General features: G+C 54.0%; 20 protein-coding genes. 7 read left to right on the top strand and 13 right to left on the bottom strand.

Going from position 1 to position 21,501, the window contains the following annotated elements:
* Positions 1–64 precede the first annotated feature (64 nt).
* From J2I48_RS21605 to J2I48_RS21580, 6 genes are all read right to left on the bottom strand, one after another.
* Positions 65–1,258: an exo-beta-N-acetylmuramidase NamZ family protein gene (locus J2I48_RS21605; RefSeq protein WP_207337582.1), complete on the bottom strand. Its 1,194-nt coding sequence runs from the start codon at positions 1,256–1,258 to the stop codon at positions 65–67.
* A gap of 18 nt (positions 1,259–1,276) precedes the next feature.
* Positions 1,277–3,424, bottom strand: coding sequence for a sensor histidine kinase (locus J2I48_RS28355; protein WP_229376626.1), 2,148 nt, complete (start codon positions 3,422–3,424; stop codon positions 1,277–1,279).
* Positions 3,424–4,626 carry a hypothetical protein gene (locus tag J2I48_RS21595; RefSeq protein ID WP_207337581.1) on the bottom strand — a complete coding sequence of 401 codons (1,203 nt, stop codon included), beginning with the start codon at positions 4,624–4,626 and terminating at the stop codon, positions 3,424–3,426. The genes J2I48_RS28355 and J2I48_RS21595 overlap by 1 nt, the downstream gene beginning before the upstream one ends.
* Positions 4,627–4,689: 63 nt before the next feature.
* Positions 4,690–5,724 (bottom strand): threonine aldolase family protein, encoded by a 1,035-nt coding sequence (locus J2I48_RS21590; protein WP_207337644.1) that lies wholly within the window; start codon positions 5,722–5,724, stop codon positions 4,690–4,692.
* A 25-nt stretch (positions 5,725–5,749) separates the two neighbouring features.
* Positions 5,750–7,312, bottom strand: coding sequence for a hypothetical protein (locus tag J2I48_RS21585; RefSeq protein WP_207337580.1), 1,563 nt, complete (start codon positions 7,310–7,312; stop codon positions 5,750–5,752).
* A 128-nt stretch (positions 7,313–7,440) separates the two neighbouring features.
* Positions 7,441–8,946 (bottom strand): ATP-dependent DNA helicase, encoded by a 1,506-nt coding sequence (locus tag J2I48_RS21580; RefSeq protein ID WP_207337579.1) that lies wholly within the window; start codon positions 8,944–8,946, stop codon positions 7,441–7,443.
* A 181-nt stretch (positions 8,947–9,127) separates the two neighbouring features.
* Here J2I48_RS21580 and J2I48_RS21575 point away from each other — a divergent pair, with 181 nt between their 5' ends.
* The 4 genes from J2I48_RS21575 (at position 9,128) to coaD (ending at position 11,813) form a co-directional block, all read left to right on the top strand.
* Complete coding sequence (locus tag J2I48_RS21575) at positions 9,128–9,565, top strand: CBS domain-containing protein (protein ID WP_207337578.1); 438 nt, start codon at positions 9,128–9,130, stop codon at positions 9,563–9,565.
* A gap of 144 nt (positions 9,566–9,709) precedes the next feature.
* A complete protein-coding gene (locus tag J2I48_RS21570; protein WP_207337577.1) occupies positions 9,710–10,207 on the top strand; it encodes an NUDIX domain-containing protein in 498 nt (165 codons plus the stop codon).
* Positions 10,208–10,215: 8 nt separating this feature from the next.
* A complete protein-coding gene (locus J2I48_RS21565) occupies positions 10,216–11,100 on the top strand; it encodes a DUF3822 family protein (RefSeq protein WP_207337576.1) in 885 nt (294 codons plus the stop codon).
* 215 nt (positions 11,101–11,315) lie between these two features.
* The gene (gene coaD / locus J2I48_RS21560; protein ID WP_207337575.1) at positions 11,316–11,813 is read left to right on the top strand and encodes a pantetheine-phosphate adenylyltransferase; all 498 of its coding nucleotides are present in this window, start codon (positions 11,316–11,318) and stop codon (positions 11,811–11,813) included.
* 46 nt (positions 11,814–11,859) lie between these two features.
* On the opposite strand, the gene J2I48_RS21555 is transcribed toward coaD, so the two are convergent.
* The 7 genes from J2I48_RS21555 to J2I48_RS21525 form a co-directional block, all read right to left on the bottom strand.
* Positions 11,860–12,915 carry a saccharopine dehydrogenase family protein gene (locus tag J2I48_RS21555; protein WP_207337574.1) on the bottom strand — a complete coding sequence of 352 codons (1,056 nt, stop codon included), beginning with the start codon at positions 12,913–12,915 and terminating at the stop codon, positions 11,860–11,862.
* 188 nt (positions 12,916–13,103) lie between these two features.
* Positions 13,104–13,667 carry a 50S ribosomal protein L25/general stress protein Ctc gene (locus J2I48_RS21550; RefSeq protein WP_207337573.1) on the bottom strand — a complete coding sequence of 188 codons (564 nt, stop codon included), beginning with the start codon at positions 13,665–13,667 and terminating at the stop codon, positions 13,104–13,106.
* Positions 13,668–13,776: 109 nt separating this feature from the next.
* Positions 13,777–14,718, bottom strand: a complete 942-nt coding sequence (locus J2I48_RS21545) for a ribose-phosphate pyrophosphokinase (RefSeq protein ID WP_207337643.1) — start codon at positions 14,716–14,718, stop codon at positions 13,777–13,779.
* Positions 14,719–14,787: 69 nt separating this feature from the next.
* Positions 14,788–15,177 carry a hypothetical protein gene (locus tag J2I48_RS21540; RefSeq protein WP_207337572.1) on the bottom strand — a complete coding sequence of 130 codons (390 nt, stop codon included), beginning with the start codon at positions 15,175–15,177 and terminating at the stop codon, positions 14,788–14,790.
* A gap of 31 nt (positions 15,178–15,208) precedes the next feature.
* Positions 15,209–15,367 (bottom strand): hypothetical protein, encoded by a 159-nt coding sequence (locus tag J2I48_RS21535; RefSeq protein WP_207337571.1) that lies wholly within the window; start codon positions 15,365–15,367, stop codon positions 15,209–15,211.
* 104 nt (positions 15,368–15,471) lie between these two features.
* Positions 15,472–15,612, bottom strand: a complete 141-nt coding sequence (locus J2I48_RS21530; RefSeq protein ID WP_207337570.1) for a hypothetical protein — start codon at positions 15,610–15,612, stop codon at positions 15,472–15,474.
* Between the two features lie 144 nt (positions 15,613–15,756).
* Complete coding sequence (locus J2I48_RS21525; RefSeq protein WP_207337569.1) at positions 15,757–16,044, bottom strand: helix-turn-helix transcriptional regulator; 288 nt, start codon at positions 16,042–16,044, stop codon at positions 15,757–15,759.
* A gap of 185 nt (positions 16,045–16,229) precedes the next feature.
* On the opposite strand from J2I48_RS21525, the gene J2I48_RS21520 reads away from it, so the two are divergent.
* The 3 genes from J2I48_RS21520 (at position 16,230) to J2I48_RS21510 (ending at position 21,481) form a co-directional block, all read left to right on the top strand.
* Positions 16,230–17,876 carry a vitamin K epoxide reductase family protein gene (locus J2I48_RS21520; RefSeq protein ID WP_207337568.1) on the top strand — a complete coding sequence of 549 codons (1,647 nt, stop codon included), beginning with the start codon at positions 16,230–16,232 and terminating at the stop codon, positions 17,874–17,876.
* 374 nt (positions 17,877–18,250) lie between these two features.
* Positions 18,251–19,288, top strand: coding sequence for an OmpA family protein (locus tag J2I48_RS21515; RefSeq protein ID WP_207337567.1), 1,038 nt, complete (start codon positions 18,251–18,253; stop codon positions 19,286–19,288).
* Between the two features lie 3 nt (positions 19,289–19,291).
* Complete coding sequence (locus J2I48_RS21510) at positions 19,292–21,481, top strand: peptidase domain-containing ABC transporter (protein WP_207337566.1); 2,190 nt, start codon at positions 19,292–19,294, stop codon at positions 21,479–21,481.
* The last annotated feature ends 20 nt before the right edge of the window (positions 21,482–21,501 follow it).

Here is a 21,501-nt window from a genome sequence, read left to right as displayed (position 1 = left end):
CATAAGCGTGAGCAATACGCCGACTCAACATTGAACTGTAGACATTAGACTTTAAACTGTTTTTTCAAAGGTACAGCAAATACGTTTTGCGGAGTTGTTTGTAGCGGGTTAGGGCGGGTTCCCAGCTCTGGCGGATGGCCTTTTCGGGGACGCCCGCAATGATCTGTTTACGAAGCTGATCGGTGCCCGCCAGCTTGTCGATGAAGTTTGTTTTGAGGAAGAACGTCTCTTTATCGGGTGTCTTCTGGTAGAAGTCGAGGAGGTAGCTGAGCGAAAGCCCCAGCTTTTGCGCGTCGATTTTGGTGAGGTTATAGCCGTAGCAGAGCTTGCCTTTGTTGGGTGGGTTTACGGCGCCGGGCTTGTCGGTGGGCGTGAAGGTGTAGGGGCCACCGGGGTAGGTGGGCGAGCCAATCACCTGAAACTGGGTGTCGGTGCCGCGACCCAGGCTCACGTTGGTGCCCTCGAAAAAGCAGAGTGATGGATACAGCAACACCGCCTGCCGATTGGGTAGGTTGGGCGAAGGCGCAATGGGCAGCGTGTAGGGCGTGGCGTGGGTGTAGCCTTTCACGGGCACCACCGTGAGGGAGCATTGCAGTCCCCCGGCCAGCCATTTCTCGCCGTTGATCATCCGGGCCAGTTCGCCCACCGTGAGGCCGTGCACCACTGGAATAGGATGCATGCCCACAAACGACTTGAACGCCGGGTCGAGCACGGGGCCGTCTACGTAGTGGCCGTTGGGGTTGGGCCGGTCCAGCACCACCAGGGGCTTTTTGGCTTCGGCGCAGGCTTCCATCACGTAGTGAAGGGTGCTGATATAGGTGTAGAATCGTGCGCCAACATCCTGAATGTCAAACACAATTACATCCAGCGAGTCGAGTTGGGCGGCAGCGGGTTTGTAATTCTTGCCGTAGAGCGACACGATGCTCACGCCTGATTTTGGGTCGCGCCCGTTGCCGATTTTCTCGCCCGCGCTGGCCGTTCCCCGAAAGCCGTGTTCGGGCGCGAAGATGGTTTTGATACTCACGCCTAGGCTCAGCAAACTATCCACCACGTGCGTTTGCCGAATCATCGACGTTTGGTTCACCACCATGCCCACGCGCTTGCCCTTCAGCGACGTAACGTACAGGCCCGTCTGCTCCGCCCCGGACTGGATCTGAGGTTTGGGAGCGGTAGTGCTAGTTGTCGGATTGGCATTAGGCCGGGCTGGACCAGAACTGATGGCACCTGCCCAGGCAAACAGAAAAAGCATGGTTTTCATAATGTAGTGAGTTAATTGTCAGGCTGGTAATAGAATGATAAATGTGGTGTATTCGCTGGGTTTGGTCTCTACAGACAGGGTGCCGCCATGGCCTTTGGTGATGATGTCGAAGCTGAGGCTCAGGCCCAGACCGGTACCCTGCCCGGTGGGTTTGGTGGTGAAAAAAGGTTGAAAAATCTTGCGTTGCAGGTGCTGGGGGATGCCACAGCCGTTGTCGTGCACCCGAATTTCAACGCCCAATTCGGTCTGTTTGGTACGCACCGATACCAGCGGTTTGTAGCCTTCCGGTGCCTGTTTGGTTTTTTCCAGTACGGCATAAAACGCATTGTTAAACAAATTCAGCAGCACCCGGCCCATATCCTGACTAACAACGCTGACAGGCGACAGGTCAGAATCAAACTCGGTGATGAGGGTAGCATTAAAGCGCTTGTCCTTAGCGCGGAGGCCGTGGTAGCTCAACCGCATATACTCGTCGGCCAGGGCGTTGAGGTCGGTAGGCTGGCGTTCGCCGGTGCTGGTGCGGGCGTGTTCGAGCATGCCGCGCACAATGCTGGCCGCCCGCCCCCCGTGATGGCCAATCTTGCTCACATTCTGCTCAATGTCGGTCAGTAGCTCTGCTTCCAAGCCAGGGTCGCGCTCAGGGGTGGGGCGGATTTGTTCCTGCCGCAGTTCCGAAATCAGTTCTGACGACACCTCGGCAAAGTTGTTGACAAAGTTGAGCGGGTTCTGAATCTCGTGGGCAATACCCGCCGTCAGTTCACCCAGGCTGGCCATTTTCTCGCGCTGTACCAACTGGGTCTGGGTATTGCGCAACTCCTGCAAGGACCGGTTGAGCGTGGCCGTACGCTGGGCTACCTCTTTTTCTAGGGTGGCTTTCTGGTCTTTCAGAATAGCCTCTTTTTCTTCCGACAGCTTTTCGACGTCCTTTAGCCGCGCCTTCAGGTCACGGTTGGTCTGCGCGTTTTCGCGGGCCAGAATCACAGCCATCGTCAGTGGCACAGTGAGGCTGATGATAACGGTGGCCACATTGCCCGCCAATTGAAGTGATTCAGAATCACGTCCCCGGAACGCAATGGCTATGACGAACATGCCCACGACCACGCCAAACATAATCAGCAAAGGGTACAGTACGAGCCGGGCGTTGGCCTGCTGAGAACGGAGGGCCGTTACACTGGCGATGAGTAGGTTAATAAATAGTCCGCCCAGACCGGCTATCATCAGCAGGGTTGGCATGATATCCTGCTCGGTGAAATGGTCAATGAAGAAGGCGACCAGGACCACGGCGGTCAGCGTCCAGAATACCCAGGTGAGGCGTTTGTTGAGGAAGCCATAAAAAGTGGCACAGAGGTAAATGCAGTAGAGCATGTAGCAGAGGCCACCCAAAAACGTCAGCCAGCTTGCCGTAATCAGGTCGGTCTGGAAGGGGCGCATGCTGGAAGCACTCCGACCCAGCGCGAAGAAGAGGCAGGTGAGGCCAAAATAGAAGTTCACCCGTTGCCGCCGGTACAGATAATACAGAAACTGCACCGCGCTGAGCATCAGGAACACGCCAATGATCAGCGGGCTGCGCATGTTTTGTGCTTTGGGCAACGCTACGTCTTCCATCAGCGTGTCGCCGGGGCGGAGCGTAGCTTCAAACATGGGTTGATTATCCACCCGGTCGAAGGGGATATACCAGGCTGGGCGGTGGTAGGCCCAGCGTACCGCCAGCACATGCAGGCCAGGTTTGGTTAGCACCAAAGGGTACCATTCGTAGACCGTTGGCGAATAGCTCACCTGCCGGTAAGCATTGGCGCTGACCGTGCCCAGGCGCTTGATCAACTGCCCATCCAGGTAAATTTCTGATGCACCCGCCTGGGCTACATTGAAGTATAACTGCCTGGTAAACAGCAGACTATCTACCGAAAAATACAGTCGAAGCCAGCTAACCGTGTTGCTCACTGGTTTGCTCACCATGCTCATCATTCGGGTGGGGCGGATGCTGTCCCAACGGTTATCGTTGAACGAAGGGCTGGCCCAGGCACGGTTATCGCCGCTGTGCCACCGCCACTCTTTTTCCAGCATGATCTCTCCTGACTTCGGCAGCGTGTCAAGCCTTAGTACCCGCTGTTGCGCCACGGCAATAGTGGACAAACCTAAAAGAACAACCACGAGAAATAGCCTCATTATGGGTGGTTTTCAGAGCGTTTCGTGGACGAAGTTACCATCAGAGGCCTCGTATACGTTGATCGCCTCGTTTTGATGCGGAGGCGGTAAGCGCCGGGGGGCAGTATCAACGGTCTATCATCGGCAGCACTGGTCAATTCAACCACATCAACCGGCACATGCTGACTCGATTCATCGGCCCGGTAAGCTGCCACCAGGCAGGGGTACTTCTTGGTCTTGTTATGGGGCTGAACATCAATGTATTGTTCCGAGGAGTTATGCACCGCCCAGAGAGGTCTGCCTCTTGCCCATTGTGTACGGGGGTGCACCAGATAGAGGTCTATTTCGCTCGAATCGGTGGTTAGTTTGCAGGGTTTTCCATCGCGCACAAACACCGCAGCCTCTGTTCCGACAAGCTGCCGGTACAGCGGCGATTCTGCGGCTGAATCAGGGCGTTCGGTGAATTCAACCTGGTTGATGGTGAACGGGTTAATGCCCGTTTTGGTCCGCAACCGACCTGCCATCGCTTTGCCCCACACCGGTGCCTTATCTTCAATGATATGGCTGAAACCGCAGTGAATCAGCACTTTACCGCGTTTGTGCGTACGCATGAACCGTGCAATATTATCGGCCTGCTTTTCTTCGCGTGGGATATTGTTTTTGTTTTCCGCCTCGTAGCTGAACAAGACAAATCCCAGCCGGAGCGCTTCACGGATCAGGTGGCCAAACTGCGGTTCGACGGTATAAAAACCGTCTTCGAGCAACAGCTTTTTGCGCCGCATCAGCGCCCGTCCGTCAGACAGTGCCTCAAGCCCCAGGTACCGATACCCCGCCGCCCATAGATCAGGCAATAGTGACGCCGTAAACACCCGGTGGAGGGGTTGATGGTGGGCTTCGTTGATGATGAGCACCTGTTCTTTTTTGCTTTGCTCGATGATGAACGCCTTAGCCCCCAAACGTTGGCAATCGCTGGGCAATGGGGTGCTCTCCTGACTGGCGGTTTCGCCGCCTTTAGCATAGGCCTGAAGGGCTTTGGCGTAGTTGCCAATAAACGAATACCGCCAGGCTATCATCTCGTTTACCCAGGTGTTGGTGTCTTTTTTAGCCAGTGCCTCAATTGCCGAGGCGAACAGGTAGGTCTCATCGACGACCTGTTGCGCCTGAGCAACTGGGTTGATCCAGGCCAATGCCAGCAAGAAACAAGTCACCCTCAGGATAATCATATGCCGCGTTGATAGTGTGTATTGCAAACATAGCGGATGTGGCCTGTTGACGGTATAAATAACCTACAAAGCCCCAACAGTTTGCCCCGCCAATGCCTGCCCAAACTGGTCGATATGCTCGTCGGTAAGGTCGAGGTGGGTTACGAAGCGCACCAGTTGCGGGCCGAACGACACGGCCAGAATGCCCCGTTCTTTCAGGTGCGCCACGTACTCGGTGTTAGTGATGCTCTCGTGCAACCGAATAATCACGATGTTGGTATCCACCGGCATCACCGAATGAACCTCCGGCTGCTGGGCCATGAGCTGCCCGATGCGGCGGGCGCGGGAGTGGTCCTGTTTCAGCCGATCAACGTGGTGGTCGAGGGCGTAGATGCCCGCAGCGGCGAGGAAGCCGGCCTGTCGCCAGCCGCCGCCCATGAGCTTACGGAACCGCTTTGCCTGCGCAATAAACGCTGCTGACCCCAGCAGCAACGACCCCACGGGGCACCCCAGGCCCTTCGACAGGCAAATACTGATCGAGTCGAACAGCCGTCCGTAGGCTTCGGGGGCGTCGCCGGTTTCGGCCAGGGCGTTGAAGAGCCGCGCCCCGTCGAGGTGCAGGGCCAGGCCATGTTCCAGACACAGTTGGCGAATAGCGGCGATTTCGGGCAGGGTATAATAGCAGCCACCGCCCTTGTTCACCGTGTTTTCCAGCGACACGAGCCGCGACAACGGCCGGTGGGGGTCGGTGGGGTTGTTGATGGCGGGCAGGATAAGGTCGGGTGTGAGCTTGCCGCGCTCACCGGCCAGCAGGGCTACCGATGCCAGCGCGTTCACGGCAATGCCCCCGCCCTCGTAGAGGTACACGTGCGAAAGCCCGTCGCAGATGACCTCGTCGCCGGGGCGCACGTGGGTGCGAATGGCCAGTTGATTAGTCATGGTACCAGAGGGGCAAAACAGGGCCGCTTCCATGCCAAAGAGGGCGGCGGCTTTTTGCTCCAGGGCATTCACGCTGGGGTCTTCGCCAAACACGTCGTCGCCAACGGGGGCAGCCATCATGGCGGCCATCATAGCGGGCGTGGGGCGTGTAACGGTATCGCTGCGGAGGTCAATCATAATAAGAGAAAGTATTGATTAGTGGCCCTCATTTTGTCGAGGCTACCACCCTCGCTCCACCCAACTTGTTACCCAGTATAGCGGTTAGGTACGGTTGGTAAGCAGGCGTGACGTAGATGGTATAGGTACCCAACCGAACTGCCTTATAATGTGGTTTCATAATCCGGGGTAATCGTTCGCTCAGGTGTTGAAAATCGTTGTTGGGAATAATGGCCAGATCGGCGTTTTCCCACTGCTTTTCCGTTGGCCAGATGTTGTAGTGCTTGTGGAAAATGGGGATCAGAAAATCGAAGACAAATACACTGGAGCGGCCAGGGATCTGGTTTGCAAGTTGTTGGATAACAGCTAGTTCTGGCCGGGGCAATAGCGACGCTTTCTCTGGGTCGAAACGGTTGGTGAGGCGCTTGCGCAGACCCGACAGTTGCAATGAATCGGGGCGAGCGTAGGCCACAATGGGTAGCTGAAGTAGTACCAGCAACAAACCCACCACCAGCGGTTGCCAGCGTGGAACTGGCTGCGTTTCGGTCTGTTTAAAGGCAAACCAAACGGCCAGCACATATACTACCGAGAAGGCATACAGGAGCACAAAACGCGGTGGCCACGTTAGCGACACGCTGTCGTAGTAGGGGTTGGTGCCCCAGTAAGTAGCACTTTGCACGGTGTTCGACACCAGCAGTGGCAATTGTGCAAGGCAATAAATGAGCATCACACTCCCTGTTTGTTGCCAGGCCACCCGGCCTAGCCCATACAGCAACAGACACACCGACGGCAGGAGTAACAGCACCGTTTTAACTAATAATAACAGGTGCGTTTTAATAAATGCCGCCTCGTGCAGACTCATGCTGAGGGCCGTAAGGGCTTGTTGCAGCCTGGGTTCTGGCTCAGCCGCGTGATTTTTCCAGGACAAGAACAGCATCCCGATCACGAATAACCCCGCCCAGCCGCCTAGCGTATACCAAAACCGCTGTTGTGCCAGAATGCCGAATACGGCGCGCTTTGGGTTGGCAATCAGGTAGTTGAGGCTTAAGAATGCCAGGTGGATACTGCCTGCCAACAGCGCGCCATCTTCTTTCACCAGCACCAGCATAGCGCCCGCCAGTATAATCCAGCCGATCCGTTGCGCCTGCAAGGCCAACAAAAAAAGAATCGACAGGGGGAAATAGGTCAGTTCGGGATGCCAGCCAATACCGGGGTGGTCATTGAACCAGATCCAAACCGGCCCAAGCAATAACACGCTCAGCACCAGCCAGCTATCGCTTCTGGCTAACGTACGACCCATGCTGCGTAGCAACAGCACATAGCTCAGCAGGGCAAGACCTGTTTGTGCGGCAAAGGCACCATAGGCACCAAATGTGTAGATCAGTGGCCCCCACAGCAACATGGCGTAGTTGTTGTGAATGCGGTCGTCGTAGCCCCATACGTTTTCGTACAGCAGTGGTCGACCGTCCATCCAGCTACAGGAGTTCTGGAGGAAAATATAAAGATCGTTGTAGGTGTAGTAGAGTGCCTGGAAACTGAACGCTTTAAAGGCAAAAAACAGCAGCAGGGCCAGGCTGCTGATGGCAACTGGACCGATCCATTTGGTGGACATACTCAACTTTTTCGCGTAGTGAATTTGAGGCGGCAAGCTGAGGAAACATACGCACTTTAGAAAATGGGTTAGCCAAAATTTTGGCTAACCTGCACGAGCTAACGCGGCCCGATTAACCAGTTTCTCGTTTACTCCACGAAAAATTCGGGGTTGAAATTCATCAGGAATGCCTCGTCGGTGGCGCGGGTGAGGGCGGTGTAGAGCCAGCGAATAAACTCCTGATTGGTTTGGCCTTCGGGCAGATACCCCTGGTCAATAAAGACTGCGCTCCATTGCCCACCCTGCGCTTTGTGGGTGGTGAGGGCATAGGCAAACTTCACCTGTAAGGCACTCAGATACGGGTCGCGGCGAATGGCCTCGGCCCGCTCTTTTTTGTTGGTAATGTACATGTAATCCTTCGCCACGCTCTCATACAGGGCCTTGTTCTGCTCCTGACTTAGCGACGGCGTGGCCGAATGCAGCGTATCGAGGATGATCTTGGCCTCGAAATCGGGCTGCTCTTCGTAGTCGATCATGTGCAGCACCACCGTGGCAAACCGGAACCCGTGCATCTCTTCCTGCCGCCGAATGCGCTGCACTTCCACAAACTCGCCATTGGCCAGAAAACCGGCGGGCGAGTCGTCGCCGAGGATGGTGTAATTATTCCGCGCAATCATCAGCATATCGCCCGCGTCTAGTTCTTCTTCGCGCTGATCGATCATGCGCCGCACAAACTGATTATACTGCACGGCCGTCTTATTCGACCGACACAAAATGGCCGTGTTTTCGCGGCCATACTTGTTGTAGGCATACCGCACGCCGTCTTCCAGCTTCATCAGCGGCATTTTGTAGAGGTCGTTAAACTGCCTGGTGGCAATTTGGATGTTGGCCTCCGGAGCGGGTGGTTTGGGGGGAGCGTCGGCCAGGAGGTGCTCAAACGAGACGGCTTTAGGCGGGGTGCCGGGGTTCAGAATCTCGTCGGCCAGCAGGCGGCGAAGTTCGGTGGCGTTATAGAGAATGCCCGATTCTTCGTCCTGCCGCATTACTTCGGTGAGTTCCTGTTCCACTACGGTCATATCGAACGACCGCGCCAGAAACCCCCGGTCTAGGGCTGGGCTGCCGTCGCGGCCTACGGGCGGTAGCTGTGCCGTGTCGCCCACAAGCATGAGCTTGTTGCCTTTGTTCTCAAACACGAAATGGATGAGGTCGCTCAGCAGGCCCTTGCCGCCAAACTCGGCTTCGTCGGAGATCATCGAGGCCTCATCGACGATGAAGAGGGTGTCTTCGTGGTAATTTTTTTGCCGCTCAAACGCCAGCGTACCCGACCCCTGCTCAGCCACCTGCCGGTATATTTTGCGGTGGATGGTCTGGGCGGGTTTCTTGGCGTAGTTGCTCATCACCTTGGCCGCGCGACCCGTGGGGGCCAGCAACACCGATTTAAGGCCAAAGCGGGGCAGTACTTTAATGAGCGTACTGATAAGGGTGGTTTTGCCGGTACCGGCGTAGCCGCGCAGCAGAAAGCAATCGCGGTATTTTTCGTGCTCTTCGCGGGTAATAAACTCGCCGATCTTCCCAAAAAATGCTAACTGCCCGTCGGTGGGCTTGTAGGGAAACCGTTTGGTCAGCAACTGAGCCGCCGTTTGCGTTTCATTCATACCCCTAATTTACGAAAAAATGGCTAGTCGAGGAAGCAGGCCGGATCAGCTTTTGTCAGTACTGCCCATCTGATTTGTCAGGTCTTACCAGTCAGCATAAACCCATACTTTTTTGTAGGCTGCGCTTGCCTTCCATCAGACTAATGTGCAACTTAGACCCCCGCATAACTCCTTAATAGCCATGAACATCCGTCAAGTTCTCCAGCGTAAAACAATCAACACCATCTACTCTGTCGTACCCGACGAAACCGTGTACCACGCCCTGGAACTGATGGCCGACAAAAATATTGGGGCCGTGCTGGTGCTGGAAGGCGACAGGCTGGTGGGCATTTTCTCCGAGCGCGACTATGCCCGCAAGGGTATTTTACAGGGCCGGGCCTCTAAAGACACCCTCATCCGCGACGTGATGACGGGCAGCGTCATCACGATCACCCCCGAGCAATCGCTCGAATCGTGCATGGTCACCATGGCCGACAAGCACATTCGCCACCTGCCCGTTATGGACGCCGACAAACTCGTGGGCATCATTTCCATCAACGACGTGGTAAACACGATCATCCACGATCAAAAAGCCCGCATCAGCTCCCTGGAAAGCTACATTTCGGGGAGTGCGTACTAAGACAGTGCTGAGTGGTAAGCGGTAAGTGGTGAGTGAGAACAAATACGCTGGCGGCAGCAAACTCACCACTTACCGCTTACCACTCAGCACTATTTTCTTCCCCTTATCTTTGCGGCTCTTTTTTGACCGAAACAATACCGTACCGTGACGCAACTCGTTGATGCACCCCGACAGCAAGTGGTAAAGTTATATGGCAACCGGCTCCGTACCCGTGTCTGTGGCCTCTACCGCAATGGTGAGCGCCTGCTGATGGTACGCCACCGGGGCATCGGCAAAACCGATACCTTCTGGTGTCCGCCCGGTGGGGGTGCGCAGTTTGGCGAAACCGCCACAGATGCCCTCAAACGCGAGTTCGATGAAGAAACGGGACTGCTCATCGAAGTGGGTAACCTGCTGTTTGTCAACGAGTTTTTGGAGCCGCCGCTGCACGCGCTTGAGTTGTTTTTCGCCGTCGATGCCATTGGTGGTGAACTACGTTTAGGGTCTGACCCCGAAATGGACGCCGACGGGCAGATCATCTCGGAGGTGCGGTGGATGACCTTCGACGAAATCAAAGCCTACCCACCTGCCGAAGTCCACACTCTCTTCAGCCGTTGCCAGTCGCTCGATGACGTGTACCGGTTGTCGGGCTACCTTAATTAATTGTCTGTATGCGTGCTACATCCTCGCTTGACGCCACCTTGTCGGTTCGCCCTGAAGTCTTCACGGCGGGTCAGGCTGAGAAATCTGTTTTGTGCCTTGAACTAGCCCCGCAACGCCTGCGCCTGACCCTCCTCGACCCGCGGCGGCGTATGGTGTGGCTCGACGAGTTTACGCAGCCGTCGTTGCTCAACGAACCCAGCCTGACCGATCAACTCCCCACGCTCTTCAGTCAGCACCCGCTGCTCAGCTACGAGCGGTTCGAGGCCATCCTGGTGGCGGTGAGTAGTCCGGCGTTTACGTTGATACCCAGTACGCTATATCGGAAAGAATACGCCACCAGCTACCTGTCGCTCATGCGCGGCTATCCGCAGCCACCTACCGAACAGGTGTTTGGCTATGCGCACAACGAAGGTTTCGTAGGGGTATTCAGCCTGGAACGGGCGCTGATCGAGTTCATGGGTGAGCAGTATGCGCTGCAACCCGTTACCTACGTTCACCAGAACAGCGCGCTTATCCAGGCCACCAACGCCAGCGACCGGCAAATGCTGTCGCCTAAAAATCTGTTTCTCTTTTTCGAAGACGAATACGTCACCATCATTTTTCGGGAAAGCCATGTGTTGCGTTACTGCAACCGGTTTGGCGTGAAAAACGCACAGGATCTGACCTACTATGTCCTCTACGTACTCGATGAGTTGCAAACGCATCCGTCTGACTGTCAGCCGGTTGTCTACGGTGAAATCACACCTTTTGCGGAAGGATACATTGCCCTGCGGCGGTTTCTGCCCAACCTGACCATCGGCACCATGCCCCCCGGCCTGAACCAATCCGATGACCTGACCGAACTACCCGAACACCGGTTCCTAAGCCTCCAGGGCCTGTGCTTGCTGGCGTAATTTTTCGGGGAGTATTGGGGAGGGGATCTGTGTATTGCTTCGCTAGCTAGGCCCCTCGACTGCGCTCGGGGTGACAACGACCTTGAATCAAGCTAGGATAGTTGCTTATTCCCCTGTCACCCCGAGCGCAGTCGAGGGGCCTAGCTAGCGAAGCAATACATAGACACCTTCCCTTAATCCCACCTAAAAAATTACGTCCCAAAACCCCTTACCAAATGTCCAGAATTGCCCTCTTTCCTGGTTCGTTCGACCCCTTCACCAAAGGCCACGAAGACATTGTGCGGCGGGGGCTACAGCTTTTCGACGAGGTCATCATTGGTATTGGCCGCAACGCCAGCAAGCAGCGGTATTTTCCGCTGGAACAGATGACCACCTGGATTGAACAAACGTTTCAGGACGCCCCCCAGGTGCGCGTAGTGGCCTACGACGACCTTACCGCTAACATGGCCCGCAAGCTGGGTGCCCGCTTTCTGCTCAGGGGCCTGCGCAACACTACCGATTTTGAGTACGAAAACGGCATTGCCCAGGTAAACCGCTACGTCTATGAAGAAGTAGAAACGGTATTCCTGATCACCTCCCCCCACCTGGCCCCCATCAGCAGCAGCATCATCCGAGACCTCCACCGCTACGGCCAGTCAGTAGAGGCGTTTTTGCCTTATAGCATAGAAACAAGAGATGAGAAACAAGAGACAAGAATACCACCCGCGACCTGAAAGGCAGCGCAACGATTCTTGCCTCTTGCTTCTCATCTCTTGTTTCTTACTCATTAAAAAAACCCCCATTCACCGTATTCAGGTACGCCTCGAAGGGGATGTCTTCCTGTTTTAGGAAACCCTGTTGGGGGAGGGTGCCGTTGGCAACCATCTCGACCACGGCGGCAATGGAACCGGCGGTAGTCCAGGAGATGGCCCGCCACGATTGCCCGTCGATGAGGCGGGGGTGGTAGGCGCGGTAGAACTCTTCGCGGGCCAACTGCCCGTTGCGCCAGCCTTCCACTACGGCATAAACATAGACTACGTCGTCCTGCACAGGTGGCTTGGCTTCGGTCAGGATTTTCTCGACCAGTTCACGTTGATCTTTCAGGATCAGTTCATACAGCAAAAAGCGCATCAGCTTGCAGTGGCCGGGGTAGCGGATGGTCTTGTAGTTGAGCGTGTCGACCTGCCCGGCGTAGGTTTCGCAGAGTGTGCCCAGCCCGCCAGAGGTACTAAACGCCTCAAACTCCTGCCCTTCAATATTGATCACTTCGATGCCGTCCAGTGCCGGAACGAGTTTGCGCTGCCCATTGGCGATCACTTCACAGTCGTTGATGTACTCGTTAATCACCCCCGCCGGCGACCACGTGAACGAGTAGCCCAGCAGCCCGTTTGGGTAGCGGGGCAGGGCACCCACGCGCAGTTCGATGTCGCGGAGCCGGTCGAAGCGTTTGGCCAGGTGCGACCCCACAATGCCGATGAGGCCGGGGGCCAGGCCACACTGCGGGGCCATTACGCCTTTGGCGGTGGCAGCCATTTGCCGGATGGCGTCAGTAGTGGGGACGTCTTCGGTGAGGTCGAAATAGTGGATGCCCAGGTCGTAGGCTACGCGGGCAATGGGCAGGTTCAGGTTGTAGGGTAGGCAGGAAACCACCCCATCGGCCCCCTGAAGGGCTTTTTTGAGGGCGTCGGTATCGGCTACGTCGCCGTGACTGACTGGAAAAGGGAGTGGGGTAGCAGGGGTCTGCCGGTCGAAGCCAGTGACCGAAAACCGTTTGCTGAGCAACAGCCCAACCAGTGAGCCTACTTTGCCCAGCCCAACCACAACAAGGGTATGCATACAGGGTAGTGTTATGTTGATGAGGTGGGCAAGATACACAAAAAGCCAACCCCGTTCAGAGCTGGCTTTTTTGTAATCTATTAGCGGAATGAGTTGCAGGTTCAATGTCTAAGGTCTAAAGTTGGCTCACGCAAGCGTATTCCCGCGCAAGCTAACTTTAGACCTCAGATATTGAACCTGCCACTTACTTATTTGGCCACCGTACCACGCAGGGCGCGTGGGATTTCGATGCCGGCCACGGGGTTAGCCGCCTGCTCGAGCACCTCGATGCCGTCGACAACGATCTCGCCAACCCGCACTACTTTGCCCAGGTCGAGCTTCGATACGTTCACGTCAATGTAGTCGGGGATATTGTCGATGGGGCCACGTACGCGCAGTTTGCGAATACGCGTCACCAGCTTACCCCCTTTCTGCACACCCGGAGCCGTGCCCTGCAACCGTACCGGAACAGCCACCGTGACCGGCTTATCGGTCACTTGCAGGAAGTCGGCATGGATCAGCGCGTCGCTAACGGGGTGAAACTGAGTAGCCTGCAATACAGCGCGGTACTCATCGCCTTCGATGTTCAGCGTGATGTCGAACACGTTTGGCGTAAACAATAACGGGCGGAACAAAATGCCGGGCACCGTGAAGTGAACCTGCTGCTCACCACCATACAACACACAGGGTACATTGCCTTCGGCGCGTATGGCTTGTGATTCCGTCCGGCCGAGATTCGCTCGTTGATACCCTACAATCTCGATTTTTTTCATGGAAGTAACATTTAAAGAATGAAAGCGTGAAAGAGCGAAAGAGTGAATCGGCATACCGAAACAGAGTGGCTGAGACTAACGCTCTTTCACTCATTTACTCTTTCACTCTTTAATACCGTATAAAAAGTGAACTAATAGATTCATGGTCACGGATGCGGCCGATGGCTTTAGCGAACAGCTCGGCAACCGACAACACCCTGATTTTCGGGTTGGCCTGACTCAGTGGCAGCGTGTCGGCTATCACCAGTTCGTCCAACACCGAGTTGGCAATGTTTTCGTGCGCCTTCCCCGACATAATGGGGTGAGTACACACCGCCCGTACCGATTTGGCCCCTTTGTCGAGCAAAATCTGGGCGGCTTTGCAGAGTGTGCCGCCCGTGTCGATGAGGTCATCAACCAGCACCACGTTCATGCCCTCTACGTCGCCGATTACCTGCATGGAGGCAATCTCGTTGGCCCGTTTCCGGTGTTTGTCGCACAGCACGATTTCGGCGTTGAAGTGCTTGGCAAACGTCCGGGCGCGACCCGCACCACCCACGTCAGGCGAGGCAATGATGAGGTTCTCCAGGGCCAGGCTCTTGATGTAGGGCACAAATACCGACGTGCCTTCGAGGTGATCGACGGGAAAGTCGAAAAAGCCCTGAATCTGCCCGGCGTGGAGATCAATCGTCATCAGGCGGTCGGCGCCGGCGGCGGCGAGCATGTTGGCCACGAGCTTGGCGGCAATGGCCACGCGGGGTTTGTCTTTCCGGTCCTGCCGGGCATAGCCGAAGTAGGGGATCACCACCGTGACGTAGTGGGCCGAGGCCCGCCGCGCCGCATCGACCATCAGGAGCAGTTCCATCAGGTTGTCGCCCGGTGGGGGGGTAGACTGAATCAGAAACACGTCGCACCCCCGCACCGACTCCTCAAAACTGGGCGACATTTCGCCGTCGCTAAACCGGCGACAGGTGTACCCGCCGAGGTCTTTTCCGTAATAATGGGCAATTTTCTCTGCCAGGTAGGTAGACTGACTGCCGGAAAAAATCTTGACGGGATTAAACGAAGCCATGCGGTGAGGTGCCTGAATTTCCCGCAAAGGTATGAATTTCAAGGCAGGAAAGCCACCGGATTGTGGAGCTTATTTACGGTTATACTCTCGGTTGAAAGCAGCAGATATCGCTTCTTGATCAGGATGATCTTTCCGAAAGATCGCTGCTGCATACACCCGGCTCAGTTCATGAGAGAATGGTAGGCGGATATAGCCCTCACTGTGGCGCAGATACCACTGCCCAAACAAGATGCGGCGGTTGCGCTCCATGTCATTATCCAGACTACAGACGTAGCTGATGATCAGTAACGGATCGGTCGCGAAGGCTCGTTGCAGCGTATCAATGACCGTGATCTCAATACGTGGGTCGCGTATGGGTGTCCGGTTACCTATTACAATGATGGAAAACGAGTAAAGATGCTGAGCAAACTCGTCGTTGGGGAAGTAGGCTTGATCAGACCGAAAGGCCAGTTGATACACAAAACCGTTGTCTGTAGTGAAGGTAAAGCCCTCACTGTTTTCCCGCAGGGGGTAGGGTGAAGGGCTTGACGAACTTGATGTGATCGGGCTTGGGGTGGGCATTAGGGTCCTGGAAGTACTGCTCAATCTTTTGTTTGTCCTCCAGCATCTGCTGAGCGATGCTCTTGGGACGGGCAACAAGCGTAGCCATATGGAAACTGTTTAGCGGAGGAAACAACTAGTAAATTGCTAGGGTGAAGATACCCGATTGATCACAGAACACGGCTCCTGGTCGAAGAGTTTGTTTAGTTGTATCTACGTGCTGTTGCCAGAATGTTGCGTAGTCAACAGATCGCCCGGCTCCACAGACGGCAAGACCGGAAATAGCGACTCAACCACGTCGGTCAGGCCAAACTGCCTGTTCAGATCAAGCAGCGCATAATCAGCATAGGTCATCTGGCGTGGGGGGCGGTGCGAAATCAAAGATAGGCGAACTGTACTACTCGACTACGGCCAAGTTTACCCCCCCCCCTGACAATCTATTGGTTAACTCGACTATCTGCATTTCCAGCAGTTGAATCTCCCGCCGCTGCGCCGCAATCAGTTCATCGCGGTAGTCAGCGTATACCCCGGCGTTAGCGGCGCATTCACCGAAGCGCCTAAGCCCGCCTGACGGCCTGCCCCAATTGCTGGATTGGTAGAAAATAAATCGGCTATACCTACGCCATAGACCTCGGCCAGCTTAGGTAGAAATGGGTGTTTTATGCTGGTATGATCGCTTTCCCAATAATGATGCGTATGCTGCTTAACGTCCACAAAATCGGCAATTTCTCCCTGTGTTAAGTCGGTTTTGAGCCGCAGGCGTATAAGTATTTTTCCAATTTCCATAATGCATCAGTTGAGTTGAGTAGACTGCCATGTATGTAGTTGATTTTGCAATGTAAAACACGTTACTCAGTAAATAGTCTAACTTTTTATCAAAAAATCGACAATTTTTTATCAACAAAGAAGATTGCTGTATTGAAAAAAGCGCACACTTTTGTTTCACTCAACGGAAAAGAAATCGCCCTGCCATGTCGGGACAGTCAGCTATCGATAGAAATGCCATCAGCGCACTGACGCACCTGCTTCGGCTGGCGAAGGTGCTTGTGACGGGGCTGACCATACGCGAACGACTGGAAGAACACCCCGACTTTCCGGCCCTGAGTGCCTTGTGCGATACACTAACCGAACTGAACGTATCAAATTTGGCGACGAAACTTCCTGCTGAGCGTCTAACTGAAGTTCCATTACCTGCACTGGTTCAACTACGGATTGGTGATGACGAACTATTTGCGCCCGTTCGGCAACTGACTGGCGAAACGGTTGAGTGGTATAACACCACAAGCGGTTGGCAACAGGAATCGTTTGATGCCTTTGTGGCACACTGGACGGGCGTTGCGCTGTTGATTGAGCCGAATGAGCAATCGGGTGAACAGCAGTATGCACACAACCGGCGGCGCGAACTGGCGCAACAGGCACGGGTGCCGTTGATGCTAACAGGGTTAGCGGTCTGCGTTGGCTTGTTGCTGTATGCTGTCTGGCCAACGGCCACGGGGCCAATGCTGGGGTTGCTTGCCCTGAAAGGACTGGGCACGGTCGTGAGCGGGTTGTTGATTGCCTATAGTCTGGATGCTACGAATCCGGCCCTTCAGCGGTTTTGCTCATTTAACAAGCAGACAAACTGCCGGGGTATTTTACAAAGCAGCGCGGCTAAAATCATTGGCGACTTTGGTTGGGCCGACGTAGGATTGCTGTATTTCACGGGCGGATTTGTAGCCCTCTCCGGTGCGCTACTAATGAATAGCGTCAGCATACTAAACTGGCTGATGGTCCTTACGTTGCTGGCCCTGCCCTACACAATCTGGTCAGTGTACTATCAGGCGATGGTGGCCCGGCAATACTGTACGCTTTGCCTGACGGTGCAAGCCCTTTTCTGGGCTGAACTGCTCATTGGCTATCAATTCTTGCACCTCAATTCTTTAGCTGAAAGTGCGTTGCTACCTGTGCTGGGCACGTTCGTAGGCGTAGCTGTGCTGTGGGTACTTCTGCGAAAACCTTTGTACGAATCTCGGCAAGTGCGTCCTCTTCGTCGAAGGTTGCAAGCGGTTAAATTCTCGGAAACATACCTGCACTATGCATTGGCTAAACAACCTCGTCAATTACCTTATTTGGATGGGCAACGAGTGCCAATGATTGGTGCGGTTGAGGCCCAACATACGCTGGCCGTTATTTCGCATCCTATGTGTGAGGTTTGCCGTATTGCGCATAAGCAATTAGAGACGTTACTGGAAAGAATACCCAATATGCGGGTCGAACTTATTGTGCTGGGCAGCCTGCATCCTGATGATCGGGCTGGGCAGGTAGTAAAACATCTTATTACCTTGCCTGATGCGAAAGTGGGTGGGGCACTAGCGCGCTGGTTTGCAAATCCGCAGCAGTCTATTAGTCGCTGGGTACGAACCGTTGGCGCAGACCCAATCTCTGACGAATCGACCGGGCAACTGTTGCTGACAAACCATTGGGCTACCCGTATGAATGTACAGCGTACCCCCGTCTTATTTTTGAATGGAGTGGAATTGCCACCAGTTTATCGCTTGCCCGACGTGATTCACTTATACCGGGCTTGGCCGTTTAAGAAAACTGGCTCTTTACAGAAGGATTCGGTTGAATCAACATAAATCAATGTTTCACAGTTAACCATGCTAACGACATGAAAAGTACTTTGACAAATTTTTCAGGTTTTGAACTGAACCGGACGCAAATGAAAGCTGCCAAAGGTGGCAAGATGGATTGTGGTGTTTGCTCTTCGGGTGGACCAAGCACACCCGGTTATCCTTCTAGTGGAACGTGCGGTGGCGGTATGAGTTCTGCAGACGCTCGTGCATTACGCGATGAGATGAACGCTGCGAACGATGGGTATACATACACTGTTACCCCAGGCTGTTAAGTAATTTATAGACTTGACAGTTTCAAATGGTTGTCTTCCATCTGAAACTGTCAAGTCTATAAACCGTATTTTACCAATATTCAACAATTAGTCGAAATGAATTTTATGAGAACTATTCCAATTTTGTTGATCTCATATTTGTTAATACCCTATTTCGTATTTGCGCAAAAAGACAATATACAAGGTGAGCCTGTTTGTAATATTCGTGGAATATGTGTTGATACTGCCAAGGTGGTGGGGATAAAAGCTTCAATATTTGGATTGATCAATGGACATATTAAATTTTTAGGAAATTGCGATGAAGCGGGCAAATTTGATGTGCGTTTGCCGTTGAATATTGAGCAAATAATTTTTAAAAACGAAGATTATCACACAATATCAAAAACGATACATATCGCAAATAAATTACCAAGTAGATGTTATTTTCATTTAAAAAATTTAATAATGTCGCCTAAAGATATTTTGTTCAAAACCCTTGATGACCGTACTGCTTTACGTAGCGAACTTGCTCTTAGTTTTAATGTAATCGATAGTATTTCGATCAATTATATACTGACTGACTCAATATCTTCAACTATAGCTGAGCTACCTTTCACTATATTTCAATTAAAGAAATCATGGACCGTGGGTTATTACACACCTGGAGATTATACAGCTAAACTATATACAAAAGACAACAAATTGATAAGCATGGAAAAACTCATAATATATCCTGGCCTAAATTTATTTTCAATTAAAGTTATTAAGCCTGCGCAGAAAGATACATCTGCTATTCGGAGATTGAGCAGAAATTACGCAGCAAACGTTTCTACTACCACAGTATTGTATTTTGATCAAAGTAGTTCGGACTTGCGTTCTCAATCTAAAAATGCACTTGATTCCGTAGCGAGACAAATTTTAGAACATCCGAATATAAAAGCAGTAGTCACAGGATATACGGATAATGTGGGGAGTAGAGACTTAAATATAACCTTGTCAGAATATCGAGCCAGAACTGTTGAGAATTATCTAAAACAACGTGGCGTATCTCCCCAACGTATCGCCGCTAAATGGAGTGGACCAGATACGAAACTAGCGCCACAGGACAAGGAGGAAGTAAAGTCAATGAGTAGACGTGTAGTCATTCAATTACTGCTTGAATAAGATATGCCCCGCAATTTTCCGCTCTATCGCCAGCTTGACGCAATGGACTGCGGGCCAACGTGTCTTCGGATGATTACGAAGCACTATGGGCGAAGCTATTCTATCGCCACGCTGAGGGAGAAGACGGAGATTGGGAAAGAGGGCGTGTCGTTGCTGGGCATCAGTCAGGCAGCAGAGAACATTGGGTTTCGGACGCTGGCGGTGCGGGTGCCGCTGGCCCGGCTGGTGCAGGAGACACCCGTGCCGCTTATTGCCCATTGGGGTCAAAACCATTTTGTGGTGGTCTACGCCCTCAACGCCCGGCAGGTGCAGGTGGCCGACCCGGCATTGGGTTTGGTGAAGTATACACTGGCCGAGTTTGAGAGCAAGTGGGTCAGCACCGTGCAGGAAGGCGAACCCAGCGGCATTGCCCTACTGCTGGAACCCACACCCCGGTTCTTCGAGGAAGACGGCGATGCTCCCACAGCGCGGGGCCTCTGGAGTTTGTTTGGCTATTTGCGGCCCCACAAACGGCTGTTGGTGCAGTTGGGGCTGGGGCTGCTGGTGGGGGCGGGGCTGCAATTGCTGCTCCCGTTTTTAACCCAATCCATCGTCGATACAGGTGTACAGACGCGCAATTTGTCGTTTATCACGCTCGTGCTCATTGCGCAACTGATGCTGTTTGCCTCGCGCATGGCCGTCGAGTTTGTCCGTAGCTGGATTTTGCTCCATATCAGCGTCCGGCTCAACCTCAGCATCCTATCCGATTTTCTGGCCAAGTTGCTGCGGTTGCCCCTGTCATATTTCGACTCTAAACAGACCGGCGACATTCTGCAACGCATTCAGGACCACGCCCGCATCGAGCAGTTTTTGACCGGCTCGTCGTTGAGCGTGTTGTTTTCGCTGGTCAACCTGGCCGTGTTTGGCGTGGTGCTGGCCTATTATAACCTGCCTATTTTCGGCGTGTTCATGCTCGGTAGCCTGCTCTACGCGGGTTGGGTGCTGCTGTTTCTGCGGGTTCGCCGCAAGCTCGATCACAAGCGGTTTGCGCTGGCCTCGGCGGGGCAAAGCAGCCTCATTCAGTTGGTAACGGGGGTGCAGGAACTGAAACTCAACACCTGCGAACACCTCAAACGCTGGCAGTGGGAAAACGTGCAGGTCCGTCAATTTCGGCTCATGATGCGCGGGCTGGCCCTGGGGCAATACCAGCAAACGGGTGCTCTGTTTCTTAACGAAGGCAAGAATATTATCATCACGTTTCTGGCGGCGTCGGCGGTGGTCAACGGCCAACTCACACTGGGCGGCATGTTGGCCCTGCAATACATTATCGGGCAGTTGAACAGCCCCGTGGAGCAGTTGGTGCAGTTTACGCAGCACTACCAGGATGCCCAACTGAGCCTGGAACGCCTCAACGAGATTCATACACAACCTGATGAGGAACAGTCGGTTAACCTGCTCACGAGCCTGCCCGCCGAGCAGGGTATTAGCTTCCGCAATGTGTCGTTTACATACCCCGGCGCGGGCAATGATCCGGTGCTGACCAACATCAACCTGACCATCCCGGAGGGGCAGGTCACGGCCATTGTTGGCAGTAGTGGCAGCGGTAAGACTACGCTGCTGAAACTGCTCCTAAAAATCTATGACCCCAGCGCGGGCGATATCCGGGTGGGGCGCACGAGCCTGTCTACCATCAGCCACCGGGTGTGGCGCGGGCAGTGCGGCACGGTCTTGCAGGACGGCCTGATTTTCTCCGACACCATTGCCAACAACATCGCCGTAGCCGACGAACGGCCCAACATTCCCCGGCTGCTGCGGGCGGTTGATGTGGCCAATATCGAAACGTTTATTGACGGGTTGCCCCTGCGCTACAACACCAAAATCGGGGCCGAGGGCAACGGCGTGAGTCAGGGCCAAAAACAGCGTCTGCTGCTGGCACGGGCCGTTTATAAGGAACCCACGTACCTGTTTCTAGACGAGGCTACCAACGCGTTAGACGCCAACAACGAGCGGGTGATTATGCATAATCTGAATCAGTTCTTTGAAGGCCGAACCGTGGTGGTAGTTGCCCACCGCCTCAGCACCGTCCGCAATGCCGATCAGATTGTGGTGCTGGAGCAGGGCGAAATTGCCGAAATCGGTACGCACAACGAGCTAACCCAACGCCGGGGTCGCTATTACGAACTGGTTAAGAATCAGTTGGAATTGGGAACGTAAATCAGTTTACTGTCTTCTGT

Source organism: Fibrella aquatilis, from assembly GCF_017353255.1.
Classification (GTDB): Bacteria; Bacteroidota; Bacteroidia; order Cytophagales; family Spirosomataceae; genus Fibrella; species Fibrella aquatilis.
The sequence above is the reverse complement of the archived record's forward strand: the minus strand, read 5'-3'. Positions and strand labels throughout refer to the sequence as shown.

Excerpts from the sequence above, each read along its gene's own strand:
- J2I48_RS21605 (WP_207337582.1), bottom strand. The coding sequence starts at position 1,258 with ATGAAAACCATGCTTTTTCTGTTTGCCTGGGCAGGTGCCATCAGTTCT.
- J2I48_RS28355 (WP_229376626.1), bottom strand. The coding sequence starts at position 3,424 with ATGAGGCTATTTCTCGTGGTTGTTCTTTTAGGTTTGTCCACTATTGCC.
- J2I48_RS21595 (WP_207337581.1), bottom strand. The coding sequence starts at position 4,626 with ATGATTATCCTGAGGGTGACTTGTTTCTTGCTGGCATTGGCCTGGATC.
- J2I48_RS21585 (WP_207337580.1), bottom strand. The coding sequence starts at position 7,312 with ATGTCCACCAAATGGATCGGTCCAGTTGCCATCAGCAGCCTGGCCCTG.
- J2I48_RS21580 (WP_207337579.1), bottom strand. The coding sequence starts at position 8,946 with ATGAATGAAACGCAAACGGCGGCTCAGTTGCTGACCAAACGGTTTCCC.
- J2I48_RS21575 (WP_207337578.1), top strand. The coding sequence starts at position 9,128 with ATGAACATCCGTCAAGTTCTCCAGCGTAAAACAATCAACACCATCTAC.
- J2I48_RS21565 (WP_207337576.1), top strand. The coding sequence starts at position 10,216 with ATGCGTGCTACATCCTCGCTTGACGCCACCTTGTCGGTTCGCCCTGAA.
- coaD (WP_207337575.1), top strand. The coding sequence starts at position 11,316 with ATGTCCAGAATTGCCCTCTTTCCTGGTTCGTTCGACCCCTTCACCAAA.
- J2I48_RS21555 (WP_207337574.1), bottom strand. The coding sequence starts at position 12,915 with ATGCATACCCTTGTTGTGGTTGGGCTGGGCAAAGTAGGCTCACTGGTT.
- J2I48_RS21550 (WP_207337573.1), bottom strand. The coding sequence starts at position 13,667 with ATGAAAAAAATCGAGATTGTAGGGTATCAACGAGCGAATCTCGGCCGG.
- J2I48_RS21545 (WP_207337643.1), bottom strand. The coding sequence starts at position 14,718 with ATGGCTTCGTTTAATCCCGTCAAGATTTTTTCCGGCAGTCAGTCTACC.
- J2I48_RS21535 (WP_207337571.1), bottom strand. The coding sequence starts at position 15,367 with ATGGCTACGCTTGTTGCCCGTCCCAAGAGCATCGCTCAGCAGATGCTG.
- J2I48_RS21530 (WP_207337570.1), bottom strand. The coding sequence starts at position 15,612 with ATGACCTATGCTGATTATGCGCTGCTTGATCTGAACAGGCAGTTTGGC.
- J2I48_RS21525 (WP_207337569.1), bottom strand. The coding sequence starts at position 16,044 with ATGGAAATTGGAAAAATACTTATACGCCTGCGGCTCAAAACCGACTTA.
- J2I48_RS21520 (WP_207337568.1), top strand. The coding sequence starts at position 16,230 with ATGTCGGGACAGTCAGCTATCGATAGAAATGCCATCAGCGCACTGACG.
- J2I48_RS21515 (WP_207337567.1), top strand. The coding sequence starts at position 18,251 with ATGAGAACTATTCCAATTTTGTTGATCTCATATTTGTTAATACCCTAT.
- J2I48_RS21510 (WP_207337566.1), top strand. The coding sequence starts at position 19,292 with ATGCCCCGCAATTTTCCGCTCTATCGCCAGCTTGACGCAATGGACTGC.